The sequence below is a fragment of the Streptomyces sp. DH-12 genome (assembly GCF_002899455.1).
In the GTDB taxonomy this organism is placed as follows: domain Bacteria; phylum Actinomycetota; class Actinomycetes; order Streptomycetales; family Streptomycetaceae; genus Streptomyces.
On record NZ_PPFB01000001.1, the window covers coordinates 1,164,664 to 1,177,185 of the forward strand.

12 protein-coding genes are annotated in these 12,522 nt (G+C 73.4%); 6 read left to right on the forward strand and 6 right to left on the reverse strand.

Translation table 11 applies throughout. From position 1 onward, the window contains the following. Positions 1-5 precede the first annotated feature (5 nt). The 4 genes from C1708_RS04230 to C1708_RS04245 are packed head-to-tail and all read right to left on the reverse strand — an operon-like array spanning position 6 to position 4,342. Positions 6-749 carry a CDP-alcohol phosphatidyltransferase family protein gene (locus C1708_RS04230; RefSeq protein ID WP_106411370.1) on the reverse strand — a complete coding sequence of 248 codons (744 nt, stop codon included), beginning with the start codon at positions 747-749 and terminating at the stop codon, positions 6-8. Between the two features lie 13 nt (positions 750-762). After that, entirely contained in the window at positions 763-1,824 is a 1,062-nt protein-coding gene (locus tag C1708_RS04235; protein ID WP_106411371.1) for an iron-containing alcohol dehydrogenase family protein, read from the reverse strand. Then, positions 1,812-2,564, reverse strand: coding sequence for a phosphocholine cytidylyltransferase family protein (locus tag C1708_RS04240; protein WP_106411372.1), 753 nt, complete (start codon positions 2,562-2,564; stop codon positions 1,812-1,814). The genes C1708_RS04235 and C1708_RS04240 overlap by 13 nt, the downstream gene beginning before the upstream one ends. Then, positions 2,561-4,342 (reverse strand): DUF5941 domain-containing protein, encoded by a 1,782-nt coding sequence (locus tag C1708_RS04245; RefSeq protein WP_106411373.1) that lies wholly within the window; start codon positions 4,340-4,342, stop codon positions 2,561-2,563. Before C1708_RS04245 ends, C1708_RS04240 begins: the two co-directional genes overlap by 4 nt. Before the next feature lie 241 nt (positions 4,343-4,583). Between C1708_RS04245 and galE the strand changes: the two genes are divergently transcribed. The 3 genes from galE (at position 4,584) to idi (ending at position 7,532) form a co-directional block, all read left to right on the forward strand. Further along, the gene (gene galE / locus C1708_RS04250; protein ID WP_106411374.1) at positions 4,584-5,564 is read left to right on the forward strand and encodes a UDP-glucose 4-epimerase GalE; all 981 of its coding nucleotides are present in this window, start codon (positions 4,584-4,586) and stop codon (positions 5,562-5,564) included. Between the two features lie 134 nt (positions 5,565-5,698). Then, positions 5,699-6,637 carry a cation diffusion facilitator family transporter gene (locus C1708_RS04255; protein ID WP_106411375.1) on the forward strand — a complete coding sequence of 313 codons (939 nt, stop codon included), beginning with the start codon at positions 5,699-5,701 and terminating at the stop codon, positions 6,635-6,637. Between the two features lie 301 nt (positions 6,638-6,938). Continuing rightward, positions 6,939-7,532 carry an isopentenyl-diphosphate Delta-isomerase gene (idi, locus tag C1708_RS04260; RefSeq protein WP_106411376.1) on the forward strand — a complete coding sequence of 198 codons (594 nt, stop codon included), beginning with the start codon at positions 6,939-6,941 and terminating at the stop codon, positions 7,530-7,532. A gap of 51 nt (positions 7,533-7,583) precedes the next feature. On the opposite strand, the gene C1708_RS04265 is transcribed toward idi, so the two are convergent. Beyond that, complete coding sequence (locus tag C1708_RS04265; RefSeq protein WP_106411377.1) at positions 7,584-8,045, reverse strand: ATP-binding protein; 462 nt, start codon at positions 8,043-8,045, stop codon at positions 7,584-7,586. A gap of 180 nt (positions 8,046-8,225) precedes the next feature. Next, a complete protein-coding gene (locus C1708_RS04270; RefSeq protein ID WP_106411378.1) occupies positions 8,226-8,807 on the reverse strand; it encodes an HdeD family acid-resistance protein in 582 nt (193 codons plus the stop codon). 145 nt (positions 8,808-8,952) lie between these two features. Between C1708_RS04270 and C1708_RS04275 the strand changes: the two genes are divergently transcribed. The 3 genes from C1708_RS04275 (at position 8,953) to C1708_RS04280 (ending at position 12,485) form a co-directional block, all read left to right on the forward strand. Then, positions 8,953-9,711, forward strand: a complete 759-nt coding sequence (locus tag C1708_RS04275) for an enoyl-CoA hydratase/isomerase family protein (RefSeq protein ID WP_106411379.1) — start codon at positions 8,953-8,955, stop codon at positions 9,709-9,711. 179 nt (positions 9,712-9,890) lie between these two features. Continuing rightward, positions 9,891-10,022 (forward strand): LPFR motif small protein, encoded by a 132-nt coding sequence (locus C1708_RS35580; RefSeq protein ID WP_251100090.1) that lies wholly within the window; start codon positions 9,891-9,893, stop codon positions 10,020-10,022. A gap of 105 nt (positions 10,023-10,127) precedes the next feature. Beyond that, positions 10,128-12,485, forward strand: coding sequence for a Tex family protein (locus C1708_RS04280; RefSeq protein ID WP_106411380.1), 2,358 nt, complete (start codon positions 10,128-10,130; stop codon positions 12,483-12,485). Positions 12,486-12,522 lie beyond the last annotated feature (37 nt).

Sequence of the window (12,522 nt, forward strand, 5' to 3'; positions counted from 1 at the left end):
GGCGCTCACTTCAGCCTGCTGGAGACGAGGACGGACACGAGGTGCAGCAGGGTCTGCAGCAGGGCGATCCCGGCCAGGACGGCGGTGCCGAGGCGGGTGAAGAACAGGTCGCCCCGGGCGGCGTCGAGGATCGCGAGGAGCAGGATCAGCAGGGACGCCTCTATGCCCAGGATCAGCCGGTGGAACTTCAGGGCGGAGGCGGCCCGGCGGGCCAGCGCCATGCCGGAGGAGCGCGGCTCGGAGGCGGACTCCTTCACCGGGGGCAGGCCGTTCTGGTGGCGGGCCACACCGACCAGGTCGGTCTCCGCCTTGATGAGTATCGCGCCCAGCGCGGCGAGGGTGCCGAGGAAGGCCCACAGCCAGTCGATGCGGCCGGTGCCCCACAGGTCGGCGGCGCGCAGGCCGAGGCCGACCAGCACGGCGGCGTCGGTCAGGTAGGCGCCGACCCGGTCCATGTAGACGCCGCCGAGCGAGTACTGCTTCCTCCAGCGCGCGATCTCGCCGTCGACGCAGTCGAGCAGCAGGTACAGCTGGACGGCGACCACCCCGAGGACCGCGCCCGTGATGCCCGGCACCAGGAGGGCGGGGGCCGCGAGGACACCGCAGACGGTCATCAGATACGTGAGCTGGTTGGGGGTGACCCGGGTGTTCACCAGGTAGCGGTCGACCCGCAGGGACACCTCGCGCATGTAGAGGCGCCCCATCCAGTGCTCACCGCTGCGCCGGTCCTTGACCCCCGCGGGGTGCACGACCGGACGGAGTTCAGCTACCGATGGCCTTGACATAGTCGGCGTAGACGTCCTTGATCTGTTCGGTGGTCAGGGCGAGGTGTTCGAGGATGGTGAAGCGGCCGGGGCGGGTCTCGGGGGCGTACTCGACGACGCGGACGAACTCGTCGACGGTGAACCCGATCTCCTCGGGCAGCACCGGCAGCCCGTGCCGGCGCAGCACCTCGGCCATGGCCGCCGACTCCTCGTGCGCGCCGCGCAGGTACATCGCGAAGGCGGCGCCGAGTCCGCACTGCTCGCCGTGGGCGGCGGCGCGCTGCGGGTAGAGCAGGTCGAAGGCGTGGTTGATCTCGTGGCAGGCGCCGGAGGAGGGCCGGGAGTCGCCGGACACGGACATGGAGATGCCGGTGAGGACCAGGGCTTCGGCCAGCACCTGGAGGAAGGCGTCGTCGTCGATGCCGCCCGGGTGCCGGAGCACGGCCTCGCCGGCCTGCCGGGCCATGGCCGCGGCGAGTCCGTCGACCTTCTCGCCGTTGACGCGGTGGGACAGCTCCCAGTCCGCGACGGCGGAGATGTTGGAGACGACGTCGCCGATGCCCGAGCGGACGAACCGGACCGGGGCCTCACGGATGACGTTGAGGTCGATCACGACCGCGATCGGGTTCGGCACGCCGTAGGAGCCGCGTCCCGCGTCGTTGTCGAGGGTCGCGACCGGCGAGCACAGGCCGTCGTGCGCCAGGTTGGTGGCGACCGCGACCAGGGGCAGGCCGACGCGCGCCGACGCGAACTTGGCGCAGTCGATGATCTTCCCGCCGCCGAGGCCGACCACCGCGTCGTAGCGGCCGCCCTGCATGGCGCCGGCCAGCCGGACCGCGTCGTCGATGGTGCCGCCGCCGACCTCGAACCAGTCGGCGCCGGGCAGCGAGGGCGCGACGCGGTCGCGCAGCCGGGCGCCGGAGCCGCCGCTGACGGCGATGGCGAGCCGGCCGGACTGCGAGATGCGCTCGTCCGCCAGGACGCAGGCCAGGTCGTCGAGGGCGCCGGGGCGGATGTCGACGACGACCGGCGAGGGGATGAGCCGGGTCAGTACTGGCACGCGATCTCCCGTCCGCGGGCGAGGTCGTCGTGGTTGTCGATCTCGACCCACGGGACCTCGCCGATCGGCGCCACGTCGATCCGGAAGCCCCGGTTCACCAGCTCCTGGTAGCCGTCCTCGTAGTACAGCTGCGGATCCCGCTCGAACGTCGCCTTCAGCGCGTCCGCCAGCGCCTCGGCCGCCCCGCCCTCGATCAGGGTGACGCCGATGTACTCGCCCGTCGCCTCCGCCGGGTCCATCAGCTTCGTGATCCGCGTCATCCCCTTCCCGGGGTCGACGACGACCTTCATCTCCTCGTCGGCGAGCTTCTTCACCGTGTCCAGCGCCAGGATGATCCGCTTGCCGTCACCGCGCGCCTCCAGCAGCGCCCGCTCCACCGACACCGGGTGCACCGTGTCGCCGTTGGCGAGGATCACGCCGTCCCTCAGGGCGTCCCGCGCGCACCACAGCGAGTAGGCGTTGTTCCACTCCTCCGCCTTGTCGTTGTCGATGAGCGTCAGCTTCAGCCCGTACTTCGCCTCCAGCGCCGCCTTGCGCTCGTACACGGCCTCCTTGCGGTAGCCGACCACGACGCCGACCTCGGTCAGCCCGATCTCCGCGAAGTTCCCGAGCGTCAGGTCCAGGACCGTCGGCTCCCCTTCCACGCCGGCGGGCCCCACCGGCACCAGCGCCTTGGGAAGCGTGTCGGTGTAGGGGCGCAGACGCCGGCCGGCGCCGGCCGCCAGCACGAGGCCGATCATGCGGGTTCTCCTTCGTCGTGAACGGCGGGCGCGCCACCCCGATGGGCGGCCACCCAGAAGCGGGTGCTCTCGGCGAGCACCACGAGAGCCACGGCCACGGCGAGGGCCGTGAGCGCGACGGTGAATCCGGACGCGGTGAGCACGGCCGCCAGAACGGCGACCGCCAGCGTGCGACCTTCGTGCCCCCCGATCGCCCGCACCAGCGGGCGCGGGGGCGCGCCCGCGTCGCCGCGGATGCGGTAGACCGTGTCGTAGTGATGGTAGGCGACCGCGGACACCAGTCCGTAGGCCGCCGGAAGGGCTCCGTTCACCTCCGCGCCGGCCGCCAGTACCAGGACGGTGCCGTACTCGGCGGCGCGGAAGAGCGGGGGGACGAGCCAGTCGAGGGGGCCGGTGAGGGGGCGGCCGACGGCGGCGGCGGAACAGATCACGTAGCCGGCGGCGGCCAGCGCGGTCTGCCATCCGGCGCCCCACACGAGGGCGGAGCCCGTCACCAGCACCGCGCCGAGGGCGGCGGTGACGACACCGCCGCGGGCCCAGGAGCGGGGCAGCAGCTCGGACAGGGGACCGCTGTCGGCGAGGTCGGCGAGGGACCGGGCGGCGCCCTTCTCCGCCCGGCCCCGGCGCCACGACCTCAGGACGCGCCCCGCCGTGGTGTACGCGGCGGCGAAGGCACAGCCGACGAGCAGCACCCAGAAGGTGGTGCGGGGCGTGGTCAGGGCGGTGAGGACGGCGAGCAGCGCCCAGCGCTCGCCGATCGGCAGGACGATCATGCGGCGCGCCCAGACCGTCCAGCCGGCCCGGTCCAGCCGGCCGGACAGGGCGGCGGCGGGGCCGGTGGAGGCGCCCGCCTGCGCCTCGTTGTACGAGAAGTCGACCATGTGCCGGCAGGACTGGAGGACCATCGCGCCGAGCGCGAGGGCCCACACGTCGTCGCCGCCGCGGGCGGCGCCGAGGGCGAGGCCGGCGTAGTAGGCGTACTCCTTGGCCCGGTCGAAGGTGGCGTCGAGCCAGGCGCCCAGCGTGGAGTACCGCAGCGCGTAGCGGGCGAGCTGGCCGTCGGCGCAGTCCAGGACGAACGAGGCGAGGAGCAGCACGCCGGCGGCGACGAAGCCGGTGCGGGTGCCGGTGGCGGCGCAGCCGGCCGCGACGAGCGCGGTGAGCAGGGAGGCGGTGGTGACCTGGTTCGGGGTCAGGCCGCGGCGGGCGCACCAGCGCGCGAGGTACCGCGAGTAGGGGCTGACGCAGAAGGTGGTGAAGAAGCCGTCGCGGGCCTTGACGGCGGACCTGAGGCGGACGGCCTCCTCGTCCACGGCGGCGACGGACTGCCGGGCCTCGTTGCGGGCCTGCGGGTCGGCGGGCACGGCGGCGACCAGGCTGCCGAGGTCGGGGCGGTGCACGTCGGTGTCGAGGGCGGCGGCGACCCGGTCCGGGAGGCCCTCGGCGAGGGCGCCGCTGTCCGCGTCCCGCTCGCAGCCGGAGTTCTCGCGGGCCACGGCGCGGGTCAGGGTCCGGCGGCCGGACCGCTGGGCGGTCACGGCGCCGGGGACCGCGGAGAGCGGGAAGCGGGGGTCGGTCAGGCCGAGGCGCAGCGCGTGCACATGGCCCACGAACCGGGTGTCGACCAGGGCGACCCGGTCCCCCTCGGGGACCTGGGCGAGGAGCGTCTCGGCCTCCGCGGCGCCGGCGGCGGTCCGCACCTCGAAACCGAGGGAGCGCAGGTCGCCCTCGAGTGACGAGCCGGGGACCGGAGGGCCGGTGACGATGGCGGTCGGCAACCGAAATCTCACTCCCTGGGTGCGACGCGTCCACGCCGTTCATGTACATGGTGATGCGCCCGTTCGGAGGCCCTGCGGGCGGCATGTCGGCAGAGGCTATCGGATACGCGGAAGCCCGCGTTCACCGCCCGTTCGACGGCCGGATCGACGCGGTTCGCCCGCTCCCGTGCCGCGCTCATCATCGGGGATACCGGCCCCGGCTCACAAACCGCGCCGATGGCTCGCCTTAGGGTGGACCACCATGACGTGGCTGATCACCGGCGGAGCCGGTTACATCGGGGCCCATGTGGTGCGGGCCATGACGGACGCCGGGGAGCGGGTCGTCGTGCTGGACGACCTGTCCGCCGGGATGCCGGCGCGGCTGCCCGACGGCGTTCCGCTGGTCAGGGGCTCCGCGCTGGACGGTGACCTGCTGGCCAAGGTGCTCGTCGAGCACGGCGCGACCGGCGTGCTGCACCTCGCCGCGCGCAAGCAGCCCGGCGAGTCGGTGGCCCAGCCCACCCGCTACTACCGGGAGAACCTGGGCGGTCTGGCGGCCCTGCTGGACGCCGTCACGGAGGCGGGCGTCCGGCGCTTCGTCTTCTCCTCGTCCGCGGCCGTCTACGGCGCCCCGCACGTGGACCTCATCACCGAGGACACCCCCTGCGCCCCCGTGAACCCCTACGGCGAGACCAAGCTCGCCGGGGAGTGGCTGGTGCGGGCGGCGGGCCGGGCGCACGGCATCGACACCGTGTGCCTGCGCTACTTCAACGTCGCGGGCGCGGCGGCCCCCGAACTGGCCGACACCGGCGTCTTCAACATCGTGCCGATGGTCTTCGACCGGCTCACCCGCGGCGAGGCCCCGCGCATCTTCGGCGACGACTACCCCACCCCGGACGGCACCTGCGTCCGGGACTACATCCATGTGGCCGACCTCGCCGAGGCGCACCTCGCGGCGGTGCGCGCGCTGTCGGAGGGCGGCGTCGAGGGCGACCTGACGCTGAACGTCGGCCGCGGCGAGGGCGTCTCGGTGCGGGAGCTGATCACGGTCATCGGGGAGGTCACCGGCGACACGCGGACCCCGGTGGTCGAGCCCCGGCGTCCCGGCGACCCGCCCCGCGCGGTGGCCTCGGCCGCCCTCGCGAGCGAGCGCCTGGGCTGGACCGCGCGCCGTTCGGTGCGCGAGATGGTCGAGTCCGCCTGGCAGGGCTGGCAGCTCCTCCAGGGTTCCCCACGCACCTGACCTACGATTCGTTTCCGCAGGTCAGAGCACATGACAACGGTGTTCAGTGCCGCGTTGCCGGATACCCCCGCCCCGTAGTTCACTGTGCTCCGGAAGAGCAGCGGCAGGACAGCGGCGGAAGGGCGGCGGCGGGCATGGGGGCAGGCCACGATCACGGGCACGCGCACGGGGTGCCGGCCGGCGGCACGGTCAGCGCGGCGTACCGGGGCAGGCTGCGGATCGCGCTGGCGATCACGGTCTTCGTCATGATCGTGCAGATCGTGGGCGGTCTGCTGGCCGACTCGCTCGCCCTGGTCGCGGACGCGGCCCACATGGCGACCGACGCCCTGGGGCTGGGCATGGCCCTGTTCGCCATCCACGTCGCGGGCCGCCCGCCGAGTGAACGGCGCACCTTCGGGCTGGCCCGCGCGGAGATCCTCGCGGCGCTGGCCAACTGCCTGCTGCTGCTCGGTGTCGGCGGCTACGTGCTGTACGAGGCGGTCCAGCGGTTCATCACACCGGCGGACACCGAGGGCGGTCTGGCGATGGTGTTCGGCGCCGTCGGCCTGGTCGCCAACCTGGTGTCGCTGGCGCTGCTGATGCGCGGGCAGAAGGAGAGCCTGAACGTCCGCGGCGCCTTCCTGGAGGTGGCGGCGGACGCGCTCGGCTCGGTCACGGTGATCGTGGCCGCCCTGGTGATCGTCACCACCGGGTGGACGGCCGCCGACCCGATCGCCTCCCTGGTGATCGCGCTGATGATCGTGCCGCGCACCCTGAGGCTGCTGCGGGAGACGCTCGACGTGCTGCTGGAGGCGGCGCCCAAGGGCGTGGACATGGCCGAGGTGCGGGCGCACATCCTGGACACGCCGGGGGTCGAGGACGTGCACGACCTGCACGCCTGGACGATCACCTCGGGGTTGCCGGTGCTCTCCGCGCACGTGGTCGTGAGCGCGGACACGCTGAACGCGATAGGGCACGAGAAGATGCTGCACGAGCTGCAGGGATGCCTGGGCGACCACTTCGACGTGCAGCACTGCACCTTCCAGCTCGAGCCCAGCGGGCACGCGGAGCACGAGGCGCGGCTGTGCCACTGAGCGGGCCGGTGCCACCGGGCGCGCGGGGGGCGCTTCGGGGACACGCACGCCTCCGGACACGCCAACGCGCCGGGGGACACGGTCTTCCGTCCGGGTGACAGTGTCTCCCCCTCCGGCGGACGCCAGGGACGCGCATGTCCGCCGCCCGCCACGGGCGCGATCGGCGCGGGTCCGGTGCCGTCCGGCGGCCGGCCCGGCCGCCCGTCGCGCCGGGGCCGGGACATGCGGGAGAGGACCGGAGTGCCGGGAGTGCCTGATTCGTGCGGCAGACTGGGGCGGGAACACCGAGTGAAGGATGGGTATGCCGATCACACCTGCCACCGCGACGAACAGCCCGTCGAACGGCACCGCCGAGCCGATCTTGCTGGAACTGGTCGACGAGGACGGCGTGACGGTCGGCACCGCGGAGAAGCTCTCCGCCCATCAGCCGCCGGGGACGCTGCACCGGGCGTTCTCCGTGTTCCTCTTCGACGAGCGCGGCCGGCTGCTGCTCCAGCAGCGGGCGCTCGGCAAGTACCACTCCCCCGGTGTGTGGTCGAACACCTGCTGCGGCCACCCGTACCCGGGTGAGGCGCCGTTCGCGGCGGCGGCCCGGCGGACGTACGAGGAGCTGGGGGTCTCGCCGTCGCTGATGGCCGAGGCCGGCACGGTCCGTTACAACCACCCGGACCCGGCCTCGGGTCTGGTGGAGCAGGAGTTCAACCACCTCTTCGTCGGCATGGTGCAGTCGCCGGTGCGGCCCGACGGGGACGAGGTCGCCGCGACGGCGTTCGTGACCCCGCAGGAGCTGGCGGAGCGGCACGCGAAGGACACCTTCTCGGCCTGGTTCATGACCGTGCTGGACGCGGTCCGGCCCGCCGTGCGTGAGCTGACGGGCCCGTCGGCCGGGTGGTGACGGCAGCGCCTCACCGCCTCCCCGTCCCCGGACGGGGACGCGCCGCCGCGGCTAGCGGGGCTGCGCGGGCTTGAGCGGCAGGGCGGCCCAGATCACCTTGCCGCCGGTGGACGTGTGCTCCACCTCGCAGGCCCCGCCGGCCTCCCGCGTGATCTCGCGCACCAGGAGCAGTCCCCGGCCGCCGGTGCGGCCGTAGTCGTTCTCCAGGGCGGTGGGGCGGTAGGGATGATTGTCCTCCACGGACACCCGGATCCACTCGGCGCCCACCGCGACCTCGACGGCGAGCATCGGGGACAGCAGCGCCGCGTGCTTGACGGCGTTGGTGACCAGTTCGGAGACGATCAGCAGCAGGCCCTGCACCACGTCGTCCGCGACCGGCACGCCCTGCCGCAGCAGCAGGTCCCGCACGGCGTGCCGGGCCTGTGGCACCGAGGCGTCCACGGCAGGGGCGGTGAACCGCCAGACACCCTCGTACGGCAGTGGGTCGCCGCCCTCACGCTCGCTTGTCACCACACGTCGAGTGTTGGGACCGATCGCCTCCGTCCTTCCGCACTGAACACAAGTCGGCGGATATCGAGCGCTTCCGACCGTTCTCGTCCGGCTCGGGCGTGCGCGGGACCGTTCGGGCCCGTTGTGTGCCGTTCGGAGGCGCTTCTCGGGTCGCACGGGGCGAGGGACCCGCAGGCCGCGCCCCTACTTCCCGGCGACCATGCCCACGATGCGCCGGCCGCCGTAGCCGGTGGCGACCAGTCCCAGCCCGTCGAACAGCAGGGACAGCGAGAAGAACGTACCGATGACGTACTGGCTGCTGCTCGGCCAGGTGGCCAGTACGAGGATTCCCAGGAGCAGTCCGAAGGCGCCCTGCACCAGCGTCCAGCCGAACTGCGGGCCGCGCACCACCAGGCTGCCGGCCAGCCGGAACACGCCGCCGGTGAGGAACAGCAGCGCGGCGAACATGGTCAGCGCCTCGGCCGCGGCCTCCGGGGTCTTCAGGATCACCGCCCCGGCCGCGAGGTTGAGGGCGGCGACGACCACGCCCAGCCAGAAGAAGTTCGTGTGCCGCGCCTGCACCGCGTGCAGCAGCCCGACGACGCCGCCGACCAGCAGCAGCCAGCCGAACAGCAGCATCGTGGTGAGTGTGGCGGCGGCCGTGTAGATCAGGCCGATCAGTCCGGCGACGACGAGGACCACCCCGAGCACGGCGAGCCAGCCGAAGCCGCGGTTGAGCTTCTCCGCCTCGCCGTGCGGGGCCGCGCTCCCGGTGGACCTGACCATGGCTGCCTCCCGGGTCCCGTCCCCCTTCTTGTCCTTCCCCGTCCCCCCGTCCTCCCCGCCCTCCGTGTCCCCCGCCCGCGCCGGTCGTAACGCCGGTCCCGGCCCGCCGCACACCGCCGTGACCGGGGCGGATAGCATCCGCCGCATGGAGGAGCCGCAACTGCTGCACAGCGTCGCCGACTCGGTCGCCACGGTCGTCATCCGCCATCCCGCGAAGCGCAACGCGATGACGGCCGCGATGTGGGCGGCCCTGCCGCCGCTGCTCGGCGCGCTGGCGGAGGACCCGGCCGTGCGGGCGCTGGTGCTCACCGGCGACGGCGGCACCTTCTGCGCCGGGGCGGACATCTCCACGCTCCAGGGGTCGCCGCTGGAGGCGCAGCGGCTGGCCGTGGCCGCCGAGGAGGCGCTCGCCGCCTTCCCCAAGCCGGCCCTGGCCGCCGTGCGCGGGCACTGCGTGGGCGGCGGGGCGCAGCTCGCGGCCGCCTGCGACCTGCGGTTCGCCGAGGAGGGCGCGCGGTTCGGGGTGACCCCGGCGAAACTCGGCATCGTCTACTCGTCCTCCGCCACCCGGCGGCTGGTGTCGCTGGTGGGCCCCGCGACCGCCAAGTACCTCCTCTTCTCGGGCGAGCTGATCGACGCGGAGCGGGCACTGCGCACGGGGCTGGTGGACGAGGTGCTGCCGGCGGGCGCGCTGGACGCCCGGGTCGCCGAGTTCACGCGGATCCTGGCGTCCCGGTCGCTGCTGACGCAGGCGGCGGCGAAGGAGTTCGCCGACGGCCGCACCGACCGCGACGAGCACTGGCACGAGGCGGCCGCCGCGAGCGACGACACCGCGGAGGGCGTGGCGGCGTTCCTGGAGCGCAGGTCGCCGCGCTTCACCTGGAACGCGGTCACGTCAGGGTGAACCGGCTCCTGGTCCGGCACTCGGCGACGGGGACGCGTCTCCCCCTTCTTCCGGCTTCTTCCGGCCTCTCCCGCCTTCTCCGCCGTGCCCCGCGCAGGCGGCCGGGCGCATGATGAGGCGTGGACGAGGTACCCGCAAGTCGTCCGGCCGGACGGGCCGGACGACGAAAGGGGAGACACGTGTTCCGTGCCATCGCAGACGTCCTGCGCCAGATCGGCGGCGCCGTCGCCACCGTCGTGACCCTGCCGTTCCGGGCGCTCGCCCGGCTGTTCGGCGGTGCTTCCTCCACCGCGCGCGGCCGTCGCGCCTGAGTTCGCCCGGGAGGCGTCCGGGCGCGTCGCCGCCCTGATCCCCGATGACCGTCGTCACCTGCCACAATTGCCGCGCAACCTCAGTGGAGAAGGCGGTACGGGAACGTGACGACACCCCTCGCAGGGTCCATCGAAGGCAGGATCGCCGAAGAACTCGGCGTACGGGAGCGGCAGGTCAGGGCCGCCGTGGAACTGCTGGACGGCGGTTCGACGGTGCCCTTCATCGCCCGTTACCGCAAGGAAGCGACCGAGACGCTCGACGACGCGCAGCTGCGCACGATCGAGGAGCGGCTGCGCTATCTGCGGGAGCTGGAGGAGCGCCGCGCGGCGATCCTCGACTCGGTGCGCGAGCAGGGCAAGCTCACCGAGGAGCTCGAGGCCCGCATCCGGGGCGCGGAGACCAAGGCGCGCCTGGAGGACGTCTACCTGCCCTTCAAGCCCAAGCGGCGCACCAAGGCGCAGATCGCCCGCGAGGCGGGTCTGGAGCCGCTGGCGGAGGGACTGCTCGCCGATCCCGGCGTCGAGCCCCTCGCCGCGGCCGCCGCGTTCGTGGACGCCGACAAGGGCGTGGCCGATCCGCAGGCCGCCCTGGACGGCGCCCGGGCCATCCTCACCGAGCGCTTCTCCGAGGACGCCGACCTGATCGGCGAGCTGCGCGAGCGCATGTGGGTGCGCGGGCGGCTGACGGCGAAGGTGCGGGAGGGCAAGGAGGAGGCGGGCGCCAAGTTCGCCGACTACTTCGACTTCTCCGAGCCGTTCACCGAGCTGCCCTCGCACCGGGTGCTGGCGATGCTGCGCGGCGAGAAGGAGGAGGTCCTCGACCTCGTCCTGGAGCCGGAGGAGCCCACGGACGGCCCCTCGTCGTACGAGGGCGTCGTCGCCCACCGCTTCGGGATCGCGGACCGGGGCCGCCCGGCCGACAAGTGGCTGCTGGACACGGTCCGCTGGGCCTGGCGCACGCGCATCCTGGTGCACCTGGGCATCGACCTCCGCCTGCGGCTGCGCACCGCCGCCGAGGACGAGGCGGTGCGGGTGTTCGCCGCCAACCTGCGCGACCTGCTGCTGGCCGCCCCGGCGGGCACGCGCGCGACGATCGGCCTGGACCCCGGTTTCCGTACGGGCGTGAAGGTCGCCGTGGTCGACGCGACCGGCAAGGTCGTCGCCACGGACGTGATCCACCCGCACGTCCCGGCGAACCGCTGGGACGAGGCGATCGCCAAGCTGGCCCGGCTCGCGAAGGAGCACGCGGTCGAGCTGATCGCCATCGGCAACGGCACGGCGTCCCGCGAGACCGACAAGCTCGCCGGCGAACTCCTCGCCAGGCACCCGGAGCTGAAGCTGACCAAGGTGATGGTGTCGGAGGCCGGCGCGTCCGTGTACTCGGCCTCCGCGTTCGCCTCGCAGGAGCTCCCGGACATGGACGTGTCGCTGCGCGGCGCGGTGTCCATCGCGCGCCGGCTCCAGGACCCGCTGGCCGAGCTGGTGAAGATCGACCCGAAGTCGATCGGCGTCGGCCAGTACCAGCACGACCTGTCCGAGGTGAAGCTGTCGCGTTCGCTGGACGCGGTGGTGGAGGACTGCGTGAACGGCGTGGGCGTGGACGTCAACACCGCGTCCGCCCCGCTGCTCGCCCGGGTGTCCGGCATCTCCTCCGGGCTGGCCGAGAACATCGTGGCGCACCGCGACTCCAACGGGCCGTTCACGTCCCGCTCCGAGCTGAAGAAGGTGGCCCGGCTGGGCCCGAAGGCGTACGAGCAGTGCGCGGGCTTCCTGCGCATCCGCGGCGGCGACGACCCGCTGGACGCGTCCAGCGTGCACCCCGAGGCGTACCCGGTGGTGCGGCGGATGGTGAGGACCACCGGGCAGGAGGTCGCCTCGCTGATCGGCAACACGGCGGTGCTGCGCTCGCTGCGGCCGCAGGACTTCGTGGACGACACGTTCGGTCTGCCGACCGTGTCCGACATCCTCAAGGAGCTGGAGAAGCCGGGCCGCGACCCGCGTCCGGCGTTCAGGACCGCCGCCTTCAAGGAGGGCGTGGAGAAGATCTCCGACCTGTCGTCCGGGATGATCCTGGAGGGCGTGGTGACGAACGTGGCCGCGTTCGGCGCGTTCGTCGACGTCGGCGTCCACCAGGACGGCCTGGTGCACGTGTCCGCGATGTCGAAGACGTTCGTCAAGGACCCGCGGGACGTGGTGAAGCCGGGCGACATCGTCAAGGTGAAGGTGCTGGACGTCGACATCCCGCGCAAGCGGATCTCGCTGACGCTGCGGCTCGACGACGAGGCGGCCCCGCAGGGCGGTCCGTCGGGCGGCGAGCGTCGGCAGCGCGGCGGACGGCCCCCGCAGCAGCGCCAGGGCCGCGGTGGCGGCGGTGCGCGTCAGGCGTCCGCGCCGGCCGACGGCGCGATGGCGGACGCCCTGCGCCGCGCGGGTCTGCTGGACCCGAAGAGCGGCCGCCGCTGAGCGGTGGTGCGCGGTCCCGGTCCCCGGGCGGGGCCCG

Coding starts and splice junctions, on each gene's coding strand:
- C1708_RS04240 (WP_106411372.1), bottom strand. CDS start 2,564: ATGATCGGCCTCGTGCTGGCGGCCGGCGCCGGCCGGCGTCTGCGCCCC.
- galE (WP_106411374.1), top strand. CDS start 4,584: ATGACGTGGCTGATCACCGGCGGAGCCGGTTACATCGGGGCCCATGTG.
- C1708_RS04255 (WP_106411375.1), top strand. CDS start 5,699: ATGGGGGCAGGCCACGATCACGGGCACGCGCACGGGGTGCCGGCCGGC.
- idi (WP_106411376.1), top strand. CDS start 6,939: ATGCCGATCACACCTGCCACCGCGACGAACAGCCCGTCGAACGGCACC.
- C1708_RS04270 (WP_106411378.1), bottom strand. CDS start 8,807: ATGGTCAGGTCCACCGGGAGCGCGGCCCCGCACGGCGAGGCGGAGAAG.
- C1708_RS04275 (WP_106411379.1), top strand. CDS start 8,953: ATGGAGGAGCCGCAACTGCTGCACAGCGTCGCCGACTCGGTCGCCACG.